The organism is Gracilibacillus sp. JCM 18860 (assembly GCF_055395245.1).
Window position 1 is genome coordinate 2,465,528 of the sequence record NZ_AP043868.1, and the last position, 16,915, is coordinate 2,482,442.

The 16,915-nt window shown below is 38.4% G+C and carries 15 protein-coding genes; 2 read left to right on the forward strand and 13 right to left on the reverse strand.

The features are described from left to right. Window positions 1-59 precede the first annotated feature (59 nt). On the forward strand, window positions 60-731 hold the full coding sequence (locus ACZ5R4_RS12465) for a response regulator transcription factor (RefSeq protein WP_277679045.1): 672 nt from the start codon (window positions 60-62) through the stop codon (window positions 729-731). Continuing rightward, complete coding sequence (locus tag ACZ5R4_RS12470; protein ID WP_464367401.1) at window positions 728-1,753, forward strand: sensor histidine kinase; 1,026 nt, start codon at window positions 728-730, stop codon at window positions 1,751-1,753. The genes ACZ5R4_RS12465 and ACZ5R4_RS12470 overlap by 4 nt, the downstream gene beginning before the upstream one ends. Before the next feature lie 117 nt (window positions 1,754-1,870). Here ACZ5R4_RS12470 and ACZ5R4_RS12475 read toward each other — a convergent pair whose 3' ends face one another. The 13 genes from ACZ5R4_RS12475 to ACZ5R4_RS12535 all read right to left on the reverse strand — a co-directional run bounded on the left by ACZ5R4_RS12475 (window position 1,871) and on the right by ACZ5R4_RS12535 (window position 16,894). Next, on the reverse strand, window positions 1,871-2,539 hold the full coding sequence (locus ACZ5R4_RS12475; RefSeq protein ID WP_464367402.1) for a DUF2306 domain-containing protein: 669 nt from the start codon (window positions 2,537-2,539) through the stop codon (window positions 1,871-1,873). Between the two features lie 154 nt (window positions 2,540-2,693). Beyond that, on the reverse strand, window positions 2,694-2,918 hold the full coding sequence (locus ACZ5R4_RS12480; RefSeq protein WP_054861333.1) for an SHOCT domain-containing protein: 225 nt from the start codon (window positions 2,916-2,918) through the stop codon (window positions 2,694-2,696). A 112-nt stretch (window positions 2,919-3,030) separates the two neighbouring features. Further along, the gene (locus tag ACZ5R4_RS12485) at window positions 3,031-3,540 is read right to left on the reverse strand and encodes a hypothetical protein (protein WP_464367403.1); all 510 of its coding nucleotides are present in this window, start codon (window positions 3,538-3,540) and stop codon (window positions 3,031-3,033) included. Between the two features lie 144 nt (window positions 3,541-3,684). After that, window positions 3,685-4,374: a response regulator transcription factor gene (locus tag ACZ5R4_RS12490; protein WP_464367404.1), complete on the reverse strand. Its 690-nt coding sequence runs from the start codon at window positions 4,372-4,374 to the stop codon at window positions 3,685-3,687. Next, window positions 4,367-5,788 carry a sensor histidine kinase gene (locus ACZ5R4_RS12495; protein WP_464367405.1) on the reverse strand — a complete coding sequence of 474 codons (1,422 nt, stop codon included), beginning with the start codon at window positions 5,786-5,788 and terminating at the stop codon, window positions 4,367-4,369. The genes ACZ5R4_RS12490 and ACZ5R4_RS12495 overlap by 8 nt, the downstream gene beginning before the upstream one ends. Window positions 5,789-6,423: 635 nt before the next feature. Beyond that, a complete protein-coding gene (locus tag ACZ5R4_RS12500) occupies window positions 6,424-8,136 on the reverse strand; it encodes a hypothetical protein (protein ID WP_464367406.1) in 1,713 nt (570 codons plus the stop codon). A gap of 28 nt (window positions 8,137-8,164) precedes the next feature. After that, entirely contained in the window at window positions 8,165-8,998 is an 834-nt protein-coding gene (locus tag ACZ5R4_RS12505; RefSeq protein WP_054861329.1) for an ABC transporter permease subunit, read from the reverse strand. Continuing rightward, a complete protein-coding gene (locus ACZ5R4_RS12510) occupies window positions 8,991-9,860 on the reverse strand; it encodes a carbohydrate ABC transporter permease (RefSeq protein ID WP_109983306.1) in 870 nt (289 codons plus the stop codon). The genes ACZ5R4_RS12505 and ACZ5R4_RS12510 overlap by 8 nt, the downstream gene beginning before the upstream one ends. A 67-nt stretch (window positions 9,861-9,927) precedes the next feature. Next, window positions 9,928-11,178 carry an ABC transporter substrate-binding protein gene (locus tag ACZ5R4_RS12515; RefSeq protein WP_109983307.1) on the reverse strand — a complete coding sequence of 417 codons (1,251 nt, stop codon included), beginning with the start codon at window positions 11,176-11,178 and terminating at the stop codon, window positions 9,928-9,930. 285 nt (window positions 11,179-11,463) lie between these two features. After that, a complete protein-coding gene (locus ACZ5R4_RS12520) occupies window positions 11,464-12,471 on the reverse strand; it encodes a LacI family DNA-binding transcriptional regulator (RefSeq protein ID WP_054861327.1) in 1,008 nt (335 codons plus the stop codon). A gap of 110 nt (window positions 12,472-12,581) precedes the next feature. Then, window positions 12,582-13,478, reverse strand: coding sequence for a myo-inosose-2 dehydratase (gene iolE, locus ACZ5R4_RS12525; RefSeq protein ID WP_109983308.1), 897 nt, complete (start codon window positions 13,476-13,478; stop codon window positions 12,582-12,584). Between the two features lie 11 nt (window positions 13,479-13,489). After that, window positions 13,490-15,412: a 3D-(3,5/4)-trihydroxycyclohexane-1,2-dione acylhydrolase (decyclizing) gene (iolD, locus tag ACZ5R4_RS12530; protein WP_464367407.1), complete on the reverse strand. Its 1,923-nt coding sequence runs from the start codon at window positions 15,410-15,412 to the stop codon at window positions 13,490-13,492. Window positions 15,413-15,448: 36 nt separating this feature from the next. Further along, entirely contained in the window at window positions 15,449-16,894 is a 1,446-nt protein-coding gene (locus tag ACZ5R4_RS12535) for a CoA-acylating methylmalonate-semialdehyde dehydrogenase (RefSeq protein WP_464367408.1), read from the reverse strand. Window positions 16,895-16,915 lie beyond the last annotated feature (21 nt).

Below are 16,915 nucleotides of genomic sequence, written 5' to 3' on the forward strand. Positions count from 1 at the left end.
AAAAATGGATGAATTCCGTTAGTATTAGATAGAAGGAAGGAAGATTGGGGTGGAGTTCCATGAAAATTATGATCATAGAAGATGAACCAATGATCAGAGATTTACTAGGAGAAACAATTGAAAAATGGGGATTGGAAGTAGTTAAATTAGAAGCATTTGATATGGTATTACAGGAATTTTTAAAGGAAAAGCCTAATCTTCTATTATTAGATATTAATCTTCCCTCATTTGATGGATTTTACTGGTGTAACCAAATTAGAGAGGTTTCCAAGGTACCTATCATTTTTATTTCATCACGTAACACATCAATGGACATGATTATGGCAATGAATATGGGTGGCGATGACTTTATTCAAAAACCGTTTGATATGGATGTATTAATGGCCAAAGTGAATGCTCTCCTACGCAGATCCTATTCGTATACGGATACACAATCACACGTACTTGAGCATAATGGGATAGTCTTGGATTTAAGGAGCTGGGATGTGTATTGTGCAGATGAAAAGGCAGAACTAACGAAAACAGAGTTCATTATTTTAAAGCTCCTAATCCAAAACAAAGGGAACATCGTCCATCGAAAAAAGATCATGCGGACACTTTGGAAAGATGAAAGCTTTGTAGATGACAATACCTTAACCGTAAACGTTAATCGATTACGCAAAAAATTAGCTGCATTTGGTAAAGAGGATTATATTACCACCAAAAAAGGCGAGGGGTATGTCATCCAATGAGTTTTTTAGAATATATAAAAGATAAACGTTATTTTCTACTATTTTACATGATCATCATGTTCTTCATATCGCTGATCATGTTTGTCGGTTTTCATCAAGTAAATCCATTTAACAAAATTGTATATACCAACATTGTCTGCTTAGTTATTGCATGCCTGTACATTACCATTGGATATTTCTATAGAAGGAAGTTTTACCAGGAAATCAAGGACTTGATTGAAAGTAGACAGGAAGAGACGATCGCCATGATGCCAGAGGCCCAGAATAACGAGCAGAAGCTAATCTTAAACTTATTAAAAAATAAACATAAGCAGCATGCTAGCCAATTAGAAACATTATATGATCAAAAACGCGATCAACAGGAGTTTATTATGTCTTGGATTCATGAAGTGAAGATCCCGATAGCAGCAAGCCGTCTATTAATGGAAAACAGTGAAAATAAGACAACAGATTTTCTAATCGATAAATTAGAGGATGAACTCCATAAAATTGATGATTACGTTGAACAAGCCCTTTACTACTCTCGGATTGATTCATTTTCTAAGGACTATTTTATATCTGAGGTGAATACCAATCAACTTATCAAAAAAAGTGTAAAAAAATACGCCAAGCTATTTATTAATAAAGGGATTCATTTGGAAATGGATGACACAGAACAGCTTGTCCAAAGTGATAAAAAGTGGTTTGTGTTCATTATTGATCAACTGTTGGCAAATGCTTTAAAGTATACCGATGAGGGTGGCACGATTACTGTTCTATTCGAAGAAGACAGCAAGGAAAAACGACTTGTTATTCAAGATAACGGAATTGGTATTGCGCCTGAAGATATCGATCGTGTATTTGAAAAAGGATTTACCGGAGTTACTGGAAGAAATGATGCTAAATCCACTGGAATGGGCTTATATCTTGCTAAACAATTGGCGAATAAATTAGGCCACAAAATTTCAGTTGAATCAGAAATGCATGAATACACGAGACTTACGATTCATTTTCCTAAAATCCGAAATTACTATCAGTTTTAAAATAAAAATTGATAAATTGGAGTTTGTTTTATTTCTTTTTAAAGTTGATAGTTTAAATAAGTTCTCCATAATCTTTTTATAAATACTTTTTTAACTGATCATGTGCTTTGTTCATTTTCAAATTTTTATAGTGTTAGTCTTATTGAGATCATTTCCAATCGCTATTTTTTTTAGAATTATCCATTCCATAATCACTAGGTTTAAAACAACTCCTAACCAAATATTCACATTTAATACCTCTTCAATCATCCTATCTCTTCCACCTGGTAGGGTGAACCCATTAAGAGAATAGTAGGTTAGGAGTAAAACCGGCACGAATAGACGACCACTTACAGCAACTAGCGTTATTCCGAAGCTACGAATCATCCATAGGCGGTGTTGATTAAAATCCCTTTTGAAACCTTTATAGTACCCTATAAAAGTCGTCACTAGCCACAAAATGGTTAATACAAGAAACGAGACCGATTTTGAGAAATCCTCCATATAATAAACAAGCACAAAAGCAAAGATTCCACTAACCAGCACATTAACAACATATAGCCTCCCAATATATCGATGGATTTTTGGTTTGTTTTTACGTAGTTGGTCGATAAACTGAAGAAAACCTGTAATAAGTGCGAATAATGCAAACAAAATATGAACGAATAGTAAAATGAATGGCTTAGAAGCAGTCGTCTCTGCAATACGACTATTATCCAAATCAAATAACAAATAAGGGGCAACAAAGGGAATAATGACCCCAAAACTTACAATAACGAGCAACCACCAGCTTTTTCGATTTTTCACAAATATCCCTCACTCACTACCACTTTAATTTTCCTACTACTTAATTATCTGTTCAAAAAAAATCCACCATAACGATTCACTCGCCTAGACGGGATACCCCCAAAACATTTCTATCCTCCCTTTTCATCCTTTCTCATCGACCATTTCACTGTTATTACAAGCCTTTTTTATCATTATTTAATGTGGATAAAATGTCGTTGTATTCATCAATCGAAATCTCGCCTTTTGCAAGACGGCTGTCCAGAATCATCAAGGCATTCTCTAAACGATAATCATATTTATCACGTTTTCTTTTACAAGAGACTATGCCGGCAATTAACAATCCTACTAATAATAAAAACATTAATAAACCAAATGGATGAAAATAAAATCCATGCATATAAATCCACTCCTCTTTTATTTTTTCATGAAAAAGGCGACGGCACCAACCATAAAACTATCTATCAAACAAGGCTCGAAAGATTCGTACATAAGGCACTAAACTGTTGTCATCATCCCACATTCACTCCTCTTTTATTTTTTAATTTCCCCCGTGGTTTAAAGACAGATAAAACATAGATTAAAATAAGCGAAATTAGTTGAATCACTATCCCAATCCAAATGTCAATCTGTACATGTGAAAGGTTTGTAGGCTGGATATCATTTATTCGTGCTAGGTCTAAGGCGCGATTAGTCCAAACGTACATTCCCCAAATATTAAGACCGAGAAGAATGACTGATAAAATTTCTTTAGCAATAATCCAGTAAAATTTAAATAGACCCCATTTAGTTAAAATGGATAATAGAATACCGGTGATAATTGTCGCGAAAGTGGATCCTCGGACCGTCGTTATAGAAAGTAAATACATGATGTCATAATATTTTTGCATTAGGTCGATGTCTGGCGCTTTTGTAGCCGCAATGTTCAACACGATAAATGTAATTGTATTGCCGAACATAATTGCCCCAAAAAGAATATGAATCGTTACCAACCACCTCTTTGTTGTCATAGATATCTTCAACCTGTCACCTCCTGATATTCTTATTGTTTAATGTAACAGTAAGCTATAAAAAGTTTCTTAATGAATGATAAAGATTTTCTAAAGAAATTAGGTGAATTCTACTATATAGAAAACCACTTTCAACATAATCGAAAGTGGTTATCTTTATCCTTTAAACCGATAGCCAGATCCCCAAACGGTCAAGATGTATTGTGGGTTATGGGTATCTGTTTCGATTTTTTCACGAATATTTTTAATGTGGACTGTTACAGTTGCATAATCACCAAGCGCATCTAATCCCCATATTCTTTCAAAGAGATGTTCTTTAGAAAATACTTGATTAGGATGTGATGCTAATAATGTCAACAAATCGAATTCTTTTGTTGTTAATTCAACTTCTTTCCCATCAATAAAAACTTGTCTGGAGGAAGCATTGATGTGTAATCCTTGAATACGAATCACATCCTTTGGTTGATCAGACTGAACTAATCTGTCATATCGTGATAAATGTGCCTTTACCCGTGCTACTAATTCGGTTGGGCTAAATGGTTTCACAATAAAATCATCCGCCCCTAATCCGAATCCTCGTATTTTGTCCGTATCCTCATATTTGGCTGTCACCATCAAAATGGGGATGTTAGATTCTTGGCGTATTTTCTTGCATAATGCAAAGCCATCGATTGATGGGAGCATGACATCTAATAATAGTAAATCATAAGGATCATTTTTAACTGTTTCAAATACATCTTTTCCATCCGATACAATGTCGACTGTAAAATTTTCTATCTCCAGAAAATCTTTCTCTAGTTCCGCTATACTTGGATCATCCTCGACAATTAATATCTTTTTACTCATGGTTACCACCTGATTCTATATTAGATTTCCTTATTGAAAAATGAATACGTAATCCACCGCTAGGAACATTTTCTGCCCAAATATGCCCACCATGCGCTTCAATAATTTGAGCTGCGATAGCAAGTCCAAGTCCACTTCCTCCTTGACGTCTAGAAGGTTCACTCTGATAAAAACGATTAAATATGCTTTTCAGCTCTTCTTCACTTACACCAGGACCGTTATCTTTAATGATCACTTCCATGTTAGGCCCTTGATCCTTCAGAGCGACATTTATTCTTAACGACTGTTTCACGGAGTATTTAATACTATTGTTAATAATATTTTCTAAAACTCGAACCATCTTATCCCGGTCTAGCCGAACTTTTGTATGAATATGATTGGCATCAAAAGACAACTGAACACCCTTCTCTATTAGGTCATTTTCCACCTCCTCTAGATAATCTTGAATGAATTCCTTAACTGGAACATTTTCAAAATAAAATGGTAATCTGTTCAAATCTAATTTAGAATAAAGAAACAGTTCATTAATTAGTCGATTCATATATTTTGCTTTTGTATAGATTGTGTTCAAATAACGTTTTTGTTTTTCAGGTGTATTTGCTACACCCACTTGAATCCCTTCGACATAACCAATGATAGAAGTCATCGGTGTTTTTAAGTCATGCGAGATATTCGCTAAGAGTTCCTTGCGATTATTTTCATACTGATCCCTTAATGCCTTCGATTCTTTTAGTTGTTGGCGCATTTCATCAAATGATTGGACTAATTTTCCCAATTCATCTTTACTTGTTGGCTGAATACTAAAATCGAAATCATCTTGTTTAATTTTTGATGATGCTTCAGATAACTGATTGATAGGTCGCAATATACTTTTAGATGTAAAATAGGAAAGCAGGACATTGGATAACACCAAAAGGAAGATTAAACTAATTAATATGAAAGGAAAGAAAGTTCGGGCATATCGGATAAAGGTATCTCCACTTTCCAAAAGGAATATCGAACCTTCACTCCCATCCTCAAAGTAAAAATCATGTTGTCGAATCGCAAATGAATTACCATCAAGCCAAGCTACTTGATCATAGCCTTCTCGACCAAAGGGAGGCAATTCCTTGGAAAAATCCATGCTGCCATACAGGAGATCTTGTCCCTTGCGTACAGCGAATTTTATTTCCTCACTTTCCTTTCGTTGCAGTAATGAAGCCAAATATTGCTTATCAAGTAGTTTATCATCCTCAAGAGATGCCGTTCTCATTAGTTGTTGAAACAATTCATTATTCTGTGCTTGTGGTGGACCCCAGCTTTTTTGATGACCTCCTATCACAATATTAATTAATAGGATTATTAGAATAATAATGGCTAGTGGAACTAATATCATCGCAGTATTCGAGATAAAAAGCCGTTTACGGATTGTCATAATAAACTCCTTTGAAAATAATTTTACGCTTTTATCATAAACGTAAATTATAAAGAGAATCTAAAGAAATGATATGTTTCCGTAGTTAATTCTGCAGAGGGAATGCTAACAATGAAGGATGATGATTATGAAGCTCTGCATCATACGTTAACCTATTTTCTCAATTATGTCATATTCGTACTAAATTTATGATAGATTACCTGGAGTTTCTCCCTTATATGTTAAAAATCATCTATCGAATCCAATTTCTCGGATTTCTTTAACCCCTTTATAACTTGGAATGAATTAACAATGCAAGCGATCCACCTGCTCACATAATCATTAAAGCTATCTAATAGACTCTGGATAATCAGACCAATGGATATAATCTTAATCCGATAATACTTTTCTCATACTGAGTAGAAGTTAATGAAGGTTCATTGTTTTCATTCAGAATACTTATTTGGGAAGATCATAGGAAAGAAAAGTACAAAGAAATCAAAAAAGAGGGAAGATTAATATCCCCCCGACTCGTTCAGTTCAAATTATTTAATTAAGCACAATGAAGACAATGGATACGACCTTGAAGGAGCGTCCATTGTCTTCACCTCCATTTCTCATTAGGAATACTAGCTGCTTAACCTATAATTCATCTTTTAAATAGTTATCAAAAACCGTTTATTCACAGGAGAAAGGACATTCACCCGATACTCTTGAATGTTCTCACTACTTTTCATGCTACCTAAAGACTTTTGCCAATGCTCATATGCTCCCAGTGAAATGGACATGCGATCATTGCCCATACGGATATTTAGCTGCCCATCCTTCCAGAGGTGATTATTCTTATCAATTTCACTAACACCATCCGAACGAATCATTGCCTCCTGATTAAAAATAAAGACAACCTGTATAAAAACATCCTCTAACGGATCAGTTTGTAAAGCTATCGTCCAATTATTTTCTTCCTTCAAGATATCTACACTTATTTGGAGGAATTGTGTATGGGTCGGTGGCCTTAATTGATGAGGAAGTAAGTACCATGTGCTTCTTTCCCCTTCCTGATTCGTGTACGAGCTTGGCAGTGGTCCTGTATAGCCCTTCTCTAAAGTAGTGGATAACCGGTAACCACCTTCTATCCTATGAATAGCATCAAATTCAACCACACCTGGCGAAAAGCTTGTATAGATTTGTGTTCCTAATAATTTTGCCTTTCCATTATACAAAGAAAAAATCGATGGATTCATTCCCATAATAGTTGCACTTCTATTTTGCTTTCGATATCTTACGGTTTGGGCACCGAATGATCGGTGCATACTACTATGGACTATTTTCGAATGGTGACCCACCTCATCCATTTTATCCAGGCTTTCCTTCACCGGATAATTCTCATTAATGAAAATCTCGTACTCCTTTGGTAGCTCTGCTTTCTCCACCTTCTCCTCTTGCAAAAAAGGAAACGACAAATACCCGAGCATGAGATGGTTATTGACAGGTCCTACTTCACTCAATCGATCTAATGCTAATTCAGCCATCGCCATATATTGCGGGTTATCATCCTTGTATGCCATTAAATGATAGATTAAATGATATGGGGTTAGATCATATCGGTTCCCTAAATCCTGTCTGCCAGAGTAATCTGTTACAACCTCTCCATCTGGATGCACAAGAAACTTCATCATATCAAGGTTTTCTCTAATATATTGGAATAATGCTGGTTTGCCCAACAATGATGCCGTGTGATATAGACATATATTACTGACAGAATTGTAGATTCCGTTACTGCGCTCTGTCCATTCCCCGTCTTTCGTTATATCCATGCCTTCCTGTAGCCATTGCTCCGCCCTTTCCTTTAAGGCGGGGTCCTCGAAAATGGTGTAAAGATGGGAAAGCGCAGAGGTTAACACCCATCGATGGTTAGGCGTATGACAACCACCTGTTAACATTGCTGGGATCGTTCTTTTAAGAAATAAGTTTACTTTTTCAGCCAATCTAGAACCATCTTTTTGTAGTAACCAATATATTTGGGCAAAACCTGTTATGATAAATGCCGTATCTGGTGGGGAATGGTAATTTGTCCAGCCTGGTGATATCGTCCCATCCTCGTGCTGCTGGGTTAACATATAATCTAATGCCAATTCCATTCTCTCTGCTAGTTCATGGGAATGATAGTATTCAGCATCTGCATTCACATAGGAGCATACCCAACTTCCTATTACACTACACGTACCCGTATGACTAGGACTTGGAATCCCAGTAGCTTGATTCGTAATTCCGCCAAAGTATTTACTATTTTTATCCATCACTTGATGTTCTAATTGACTTTCCGTTATGTCATCATTTTTCTCGACTATTTGGTGATACCATTTCATTACCTTACCTCCCGCAGATATCCCTATTCTATCCTTTGAGTCCGGATGTAGCGCCTGTATCCATGATATAACGCTGGAATACAATAAAAATGAGAATCATTGGAACAAGTGAGATGATAGAGGATGAAAGCAGTAGCACCCAATCAATATTATCTGCTCCAATTAAGCTACGTAATGCGATTTGTACCGTATATTTATTAGGGTCACTTAGTACAATGAGTGGCCAAATATAATCATTCCATCGCCATTGAAACGAGAATATCGCTAATGTGATCACGACAGGCTTTGCGATTGGTAGCATTAATCCGAAAAAGATTCTACCCTCATTCGCTCCATCAATCCTTGCTGATTCGATTAAATCATTTGGTACTGTCATGAAGTACTGCCGAAACATGAATATACCTGTCGCCGTATTGATCGAAGGAATAATTAACCCAGATAAGCTATCATATAGACCGAGATCTAGGATAACAGAGAAGGTAGGAGTCATGATAACCTCTGTTGGTAGCATCGTTGTCGCGAGCATACAGATCAAAAAGACATTTAACCACTTATAATGGTATTTCGCTAAGGCATATCCACACGTTGCACTTGCAATGACCGTTAATACAGTGGTAATAATCGCTACGACTAAGGTGTTCCAAAAATATTTAATAAACTCCATCGTAGACCATGAATATACAAAACCATCAAAGGTTGGATTTTCCGGAATAATAGATAGAGGATACGAAAACAATTCACTTCCTGGTTTTAGGGAACTTAATAGTAGCCAAAGAATAGGGAAAAGGTACATTAAAGCAACGATAAACAGTGCCGTAGTCAACATGACGGTAGAAAATCTATCGGTTAATTTACTATTCATCTACCCTTCCCCCTTTCGCAAATTTAAATTGGATTAATGAGAAAACTAACAGGATCACAAATAACACCATCGATGCGGCACTTGCATATCCTACCCTCATTTGGTCAAAGCCTGTTTCATAGATATATTGCACAATAAACGTCGTGTCCGTTCCTGGTCCGCCATTTGTTAAGGATTGAACCATCGGGAACTCCTTCATCAAATTAAAGACAGCTAATAAAATGACTAAGAAAGAGGTTGATCGAATGGAAGGAAGCGTAATATGCCAGAATTTTTGCCATCCTGAACCCCCATCCACATCTGCCGCTTCATATAACGATTGAGGGATACTAATAATCGCCCCTATAAATATCAGCATATTAAAAGCGGTACCTCCCCATGCCGTTGCAAATAAAACAACGATGAAGGCAAAATTACCATTGGATGACCACGGAACCGGGTCTCCGCCAATCAATTGAATGATAAAATTAACAAAACCAAAGCTCTCCCCAAACATCCATCTCCAAAGCACCCCTACGACAATCGGAGAAACTAACCATGGAAAGAAGAAAATAATCTTAGCGACATTTTTACCCTTCGTATGCTTGCTTGTAAGCATCACCGATACAAATAAGGAGGTGACATAGACTAACGGAACACCTAATGCCGTGTAGATAAATGTTCTTGATAAAGCCTTATAAAAGCTAGAATCTTGAAATAGATTGATATAATTATCCAACCCGATAAATGTGGCTACATTCCCGTTGTATTCGGTTAAAGAATAATAGACGCCTAAAATAGCTGGCCATGCAAAAAAGATTAAAAACAACACGAGGTTTGCAGCGATAAATAAAAACGCCCATTTTTTATTCGTATCCTTCATGGAGTTCGCCCCCCTTTCGTACTTGTGAAGGAATAACGACCATCTACAATGGTCGCTATTCCTTCGATCACTCTACATAAGCATCTGTCATTTGGTTTTTTACATTTTCTATCGCCTCATCTAGGCTCTGTTCACCATTTAATGTGGTAATCATTTCTTCTGCTAGAACACTACCTAGGCTTCTTTGTGATACCAATTGTTTTTTCACTAATTCATTCCGTTGCTGACTTGCAATCGGATCAGATGCCGCAATCTCTTTTTGATAGATTTCATAGGCTTCTGGAGCTAATTCATAATCCACTTCTGCATCCTCTGTTACAGGTAAGTAACCACCATATGTCGCTAACTGTTCATAGTTTTCCTTTTGATATAACCAATCAATAAATTCTTTTGCTTGCTCTTCTTGACCAGATCCTTCAAACCCAACTAAATAGTTACCACCTAGGTTGGTAGCCCTTACATCTTCGTACGGCATATAAACGGATTCCCATTCAAAATCTTTAATATTCGATGCAAAGTCCGTGATTTGCCAAGAGCCTGACATATATGCGGCTACTCGACCACTCTTGAACATGGACGACGCATCTTCGCCTGCTGTCCAAACCGCTTTCGGCATGATCGTATTATCATTCCAATCGATAAATCTTTTTAGTGCATCCTTTGTTTCATCATTTGTGGTATATTCATCACCCTCTTGATAAAACCCTTTACTTCCATGCTGGTATAAAAAGGCATTTAATCGATGCTCGGAATTATCCATTACCATGCCATATTGGGCATCGGTGGCTTCCACGACGGAATGAATTGCATCAATAAATTCTTCCCATGTCCAAATCTCTTCTTCTGTTGTTGGATAAGCTACTCCCGCTTCTTCAAACAATGACTTATTAATAAACATCCCAACAGCAGTAAGATCTAATGGTGGTGCGACTAATTGATCGTCAACCGAAATTCCCATATCGACCATGACATTATTTTTCTCTGCAATCTCTGTTAAATCCATGAGCTTTCCTTGCCAGGCAGGGTTAAATCCTGTCACACGAGCAAGTGCTGGAGGTTCTTCTGCACGCATCATATTCGTAATCTTCGTGACCATATCATCATAAGGAACATCTACTACTTCAATTTCTACTCCTGTTTCTTCTGTATACTTCTCGGACATTTTTGTTAAGGCAGAGCCTTCTACCGTATCGCCTGAAACATAAAATTGCATTTTGTCACTTGATTCTGACCCACCATCACCACTAGATCCTGACTCTGAACAGGCTGCCAAAAAAGTCGTTAGGAATACGATGACCAATAAAAATGCTCTCTTCACACATAACCTCTCCTTTTTAAAAATCGTTTAATTGTAAGGGCTTTCCTTATCGTGTAAAAAAATAGTACTTTTCCCTAATAACCTTGTTTTAGTTAAGCGCTTTCTTAAATTGTATTGTAACAACTATGATAGAATAATACAAGAGTTTTTTTATTTTTTTCCTTAAAAGCTTGCTAATATTGGGTTTCTAATCTATCATCTATGCTATAACAGAAAAAAGAACAATGCCATTCGCATTGTTCTTCTAACTTTTTCTGCATATTAAGTTAAGCGTTTAATCTAAATTTATCCATTTTTATGCGGTTTCCCTGTGGTATCTCTTGCAATTAATGTTGGCTTAAACAAAATCCGCTCTGCGTTCTTTTCGCCATGTTGAATATGATCGACAATCACATCCACCACCTTTTTTCCCATCTCCTTGATCGGCTGGGCAACAGTTGTTAGGGAAGGAACAGTTGTCGTTGCAAGAATCGTATTATCGAAACCAACAATGGAAAGATCCTCTGGTATGTTCAATCCATGCTCTCTAGCCCCTTGAATGACACCAATCGCTATTAAATCATTACAAGCAAACACAGCCGTAGGACGCTTTTTTTTCTGAAAAATTTCCTGGAAGCATTGCTTGCCATTCTCCATCGAGGCGACTGTTTCCATTACGAGCTCTTCTTTATAGGAAAAGCCATAAGTCTCATAGGCCTCTCTAAACCCGTACAACCTCATTTTACTGCTTAGCCTTGGTTCGGTAATAATGACAATATTCTCATGACCTAATGACAGTAAATGAGAGGTAGCTTCATAGCCACCAGTGAAATCATCGACAGATATCGAGGTAACTCCTAATGTACCTGAATTTTGCGTTAACATCACCATTGGAATCCCTGCACTCTTGATACCCTCTAATAGCTTTTTTTCACGAAAGGAGGAGGCGATGATAAATCCGTCTACCTGTTTTCTTCGTAGCAATTCTAAATATTTTTTTTCTTTTTCTTCATCCTCATCCGTACTGCACATGATCACACTCATACCTTGTTCATGTGCACTGTCTTCTATGGTCCTCGCCATTTCCGAGAAGAAAGGGTTTGATATATCTGGTACTAATAAACCGAGTGTTTGTGTCTTCTTTCCCGTTAAAGCAGAAGCCATCACACTCGGATAATAATTCAGTTCCTCCATTACCCTCATGACCTTTTGCCTTGTGGATTCTCGCATATTACCCGTATTATTAATTACCTTCGATACTGTTGCGATAGAAACGCCTGCTTTTTCGGCCACATCATAAATGGTAACCTTCAATCATCTCACCAACTTCTATTAACCTATGACTTAAATAAAATTACAATATTATCTTATCATATTTGATCGACAAAATAATATTGTAATTATAGTTCAAACTATTTATCGTTTTAAATACCTGCTTTATCTCGTATATAATTTCTTGCGATTAGAGCATATTGAAGTGGATTTGCCTTGATAGGATCTTGTTCTGCCTCCACTAAGAGCCAGCCTTTATAGCTGGATTTTGCTAATATCTCAAATGCTGGTAGAAAATCATAGGCACCATCTCCTGGAACGGTAAATACGCCTTGCTTCACTGCTTGTAAAAAGCTTTGCTGTCCATTTCGAACCTGTTTGGCAATATCGGCTCTTACGTCCTTTAAATGGACATGCTTAATACGGTCAAGATACTTTTTTAGAATATAGAGCGGATCGTCACCAGAGAAATAGAGATGACCAGTATCAAATAATAGATAGACTAGATTCTCATCTGTGAGATTCATTAGCTGATCTATTTCGTCTGCCGTCTGTACACCTGTCCCCATATGATGATGATAGACCAAATTCAATCCTTTTTGCTGTGCTAGCTCTCCTAATCGATTTAACCCTTGTGCTAGTGTCTGCCATTCTTGATCGCTGAATTTTGGCTTCTTTTCAAACAACGGAGTATCCATCTCCCCTTGAATGCTTTTACCCTGCTCCGATACCACGATCACCTCAGCTCCCATGGCATGGAGGAAATCCCGATGCTGAATAAAGGCCGCTTCCGTCTCCTCATATGGCTTTGTCGTTAAATAGGCGCTAAACCATGCACTAGCAATCTGAAGTCCCCTCAGCTGCAATGCCTGCTTTAGCTCATCGATATTCCTCGGATATTTATTGCCTATCTCTGTACCAGTAAAGCCTGCTAATGCCATTTCACTAATACATTGCTCAAATGGGATGTCCCCACCTAATTCTGGCATATCATCATTGGTCCAGCCAATCGGTGCAATCCCTAATTGGATATCTTCTTTACGAAACATCTTCTCCCCCCTTAATATTTTCTTGCAGCTGCTAGATTCACTTGCCGTTCTTTTGCTGCTTGCTCAATCACTGGTTTTTTAGCCACTTCCGCCACACCTACATTCCACCAAGCATCATATCCATGTGTCATTGTCTTTGGTAAAACCTTTATATCTATCAAGGTGGAAATAGATTGATGTTTCGCATCCTCTAATGCTTCGACTAGCTCCTGGGCATTTGTTGCCGTATAGGTTTTCACCCCATATGCAGCCGCACTTTGGGCATAAGAGATCGCCATGATTTCGCCTGTCAGCTGCTTTGTTTGATGATCTCGTTTGCGAAACTCTGTGCCAAAGCTACCCATTCCATGATCCATTTGTAAATTATTAATACAGCCAAATCCTGCATTATCAAACAGTAATACATTGATTTTCTGTCCTTCTTGAACACTTGTAATTAATTCGGAATGGAGCATTAAATAGCTACCATCCCCCACCATTGCATATACCTCCTGGTCAGGGGAAGCCAATTTCACTCCTAATGATCCGGAAATTTCATAGCCCATACAGGAATAGCCATATTCTAGATGATACGTATTTGGCTTACGGTTGATCCACATTCGTTGAAGGTCCCCTGGAAGACTACCTGATGAACCAACAATAATTGCATCATCGGCAATATGCTGTTGAATAACCCCAATCGCCTGTGTCTGGGTAAGTGACGTATTTAAAGCCTTTTCGTATTCCGCTAATTCCTCGTCCAGATGTCCCTCCACCTCTGGCTTCAAGCCCTTCACATATTGAATCGATGATAAACGCTCGACTTCCTGCTGCCATGCTCGTTTTATTTTGCTAATTTCGTCACTGTATTCTGTTTGGTATTGACGATGGGCTAGTTGCTGATCAAGCTGTTCAATAGCCACTTTTGCATCCGCTACTAATGGGTGAGCATCTAATTTCGATGCATGATAGGCTGAATTATTGATCGTCACAAATTCGACGTCTTGATGCTGAAACAAGTGCTTGGAGGATGTCGTGAAATCTGTAAACCTTGTACCAATGCCGATGATGACGTCTGCTTCCTTCGCGATCTGATTGGCAGCAAAATTGCCCGTTACCCCGATACCACCTAAATTCATTGGATGATCGCTAATCACCGCACTTTTACCTGCTTGTGTCTCCGCAAATGGGATCTGATATTTCTCGGTGAACTTGGCTAGCTCTTTGCCAGCATCACTATACCGAACACCGCCACCACATATGATCAGCGGTTTTTTCTTGTTAGTGATTAATTCAACCACACGATCTAATGCACGATCATCCGGTTTTCTCTTATCAAAACGATGCACCCTTTTATCGAAAAAATACGCAGGAAAATCATAGGCTTCTGCTTGCACATCCTGTGGGATAGCGATCGTTACAGCACCTGTGTCGGCTTGCCTTGTTAGTACCCTCATCGCTTGAATTAGTGCTGTCATTAGCTGTTCTGGTCTTGTGATTCGATCCCAATATTTACTCACTGGCTTAAAGGCATCATTTGTCGAGATCGTCGAATCGTGTGGTTGTTCAATCTGCTGTAGAACAGGGTCTGGCTGTCTAGAGGCGAATGTGTCCCCAGGAATTAATAATATGGGAATATTGTTTGCCGTTGCGGTGGCCGCTGCTGTCACCATATTCGCAGATCCTGGGCCAACAGATGTCGTGCATGCCATTAGCTGCTGATGGCCCGTTTGCTTAGCAAAGGCGGCCGCAGCATGGGCCATCCCTTGCTCACTTCTCCCTTGATATACTTCTAAATCCCCACTATCTTCTTCCAACGCTTGACCAATCCCCAATACATTTCCATGTCCAAAAATAGTGAATATCCCTTTAAATAATTTTTGCTTACGGCCATCTATTTCGATATATTGCTGATTAAGAAACTTCATTAGTGCTTGTGAAGTGGTTAATTTCATCCGATCACCCCATTTGATTTAATCAGAAGACTATTTCTATACCCAGCGTTTGGTGACTACTTTCTTACGTGTGTAAAATTCTAATCCATCTTTTCCATTCGCATGCAAATCCCCATAAAAGGAATCCTTCCAGCCTGAGAAAGGAAAGAACGCCATCGGTGCAGGCACCCCGATATTGACCCCTAGCATACCAGCATCGATTTTTTCGCGAAATTCTCGAACCCTTCCACCATGATTGGTAAATAAACAAGCTCCATTCGCAAATTTGGATTGATTTGTAAGCTCGATCGCCTCCTCCAGATTCTTGACTCGTGCAATCGACAAGACTGGTGCAAAAATTTCATCCTGCCAAATTTTCATTTTACTCGTAACCTGGTCAAAGATCGTCGGTCCAACAAAATACCCTTTCGCTTGACTCTTTTGGTCCGTTCTACCATCACGGATCAATTGGGCGCCTTCTTCTAGCCCTGTTTCGATATATTGCAATGTCCGTTTTTTATGCTCGTCACGAATCACAGGTCCTAAGAAGACATTCTCGTCAAGCCCACTACCAATCGTAATTTCATTCGCCTTCTTCACTAATAAGTCGATAAAGTCATCAGCAATCTCTTCTTCTACGGCCACTACAGAACATGCCATGCATCTCTCTCCAGCTGAACCAAAGGATGCATTTAGAATTTGGGTTACTGCATTATCTAAATGGGCATCCTGTAAAACAATCGAATGATTTTTAGCTCCCGCTAGTGCTTGCACTCGTTTCAGATTCTGTGTCCCTCTTTTATAGACATATTCCGCTACAGGCTGTGATCCTACAAAGGAAATCGCCTTCACATCCTGATGATCCAATAAGCCATTTACGACATCATGCGCACCATGCACAATATTTAACACCCCTTTTGGCAGTCCTGCTTCTGTAAACAGTTCAGCCAAACGATTGGCGAGGAGTGGTGTTTTTTCTGATGGCTTTAAAATAAACGTATTTCCTGCTACAATCGCCAACGGAAACATCCAGCAAGGTACCATTCCAGGGAAATTAAATGGCGTAATTCCACCAACCACGCCGATCGGATAGCGATAAACGCCTGATTCTAGTCCTGTCGCAATCGATGGAAGCTGTGACCCCATCATTAAAGTAGGTGCACCGGAAGCAAATTCTACACATTCAATGGCACGAAGCATTTCCCCATGTGCTTCCTTTAAATTTTTTCCATTCTCTTTTGTAATGATTTCTGCTAGCTCATCCCAATGCTCGACTAATAATTGCTGGTACTTAAACAGAATTCTCGCGCGTTTCGGTACAGCTACTTCCTTCCATGAGGCAAATGCTTCTTTGGCTGCATTCACCGCCCTATCTAGATCTTCCTTTGTCGATAATGGGACACGTGCTAATTCTTCTCCTGTTGCGGGATTATAGACAACCTCTTCTTGATGACTCTCTATATCGACCCATTCTCCACCAATAAAATTTTGTAATCTAGTCATGGGACCCTTCACCCTTTCCTG

Excerpts from the sequence above, each read along its gene's own strand:
- ACZ5R4_RS12465 (WP_277679045.1), top strand. The coding sequence starts at position 60 with ATGAAAATTATGATCATAGAAGATGAACCAATGATCAGAGATTTACTA.
- ACZ5R4_RS12470 (WP_464367401.1), top strand. The coding sequence starts at position 728 with ATGAGTTTTTTAGAATATATAAAAGATAAACGTTATTTTCTACTATTT.
- ACZ5R4_RS12480 (WP_054861333.1), bottom strand. The coding sequence starts at position 2,918 with ATGCATGGATTTTATTTTCATCCATTTGGTTTATTAATGTTTTTATTA.
- ACZ5R4_RS12490 (WP_464367404.1), bottom strand. The coding sequence starts at position 4,374 with ATGAGTAAAAAGATATTAATTGTCGAGGATGATCCAAGTATAGCGGAA.
- ACZ5R4_RS12495 (WP_464367405.1), bottom strand. The coding sequence starts at position 5,788 with ATGACAATCCGTAAACGGCTTTTTATCTCGAATACTGCGATGATATTA.
- ACZ5R4_RS12500 (WP_464367406.1), bottom strand. The coding sequence starts at position 8,136 with ATGAAATGGTATCACCAAATAGTCGAGAAAAATGATGACATAACGGAA.
- ACZ5R4_RS12505 (WP_054861329.1), bottom strand. The coding sequence starts at position 8,998 with ATGAATAGTAAATTAACCGATAGATTTTCTACCGTCATGTTGACTACG.
- ACZ5R4_RS12510 (WP_109983306.1), bottom strand. The coding sequence starts at position 9,860 with ATGAAGGATACGAATAAAAAATGGGCGTTTTTATTTATCGCTGCAAAC.
- iolE (WP_109983308.1), bottom strand. The coding sequence starts at position 13,478 with ATGTTTCGTAAAGAAGATATCCAATTAGGGATTGCACCGATTGGCTGG.
- iolD (WP_464367407.1), bottom strand. The coding sequence starts at position 15,412 with ATGAAATTAACCACTTCACAAGCACTAATGAAGTTTCTTAATCAGCAA.
- ACZ5R4_RS12535 (WP_464367408.1), bottom strand. The coding sequence starts at position 16,894 with ATGACTAGATTACAAAATTTTATTGGTGGAGAATGGGTCGATATAGAG.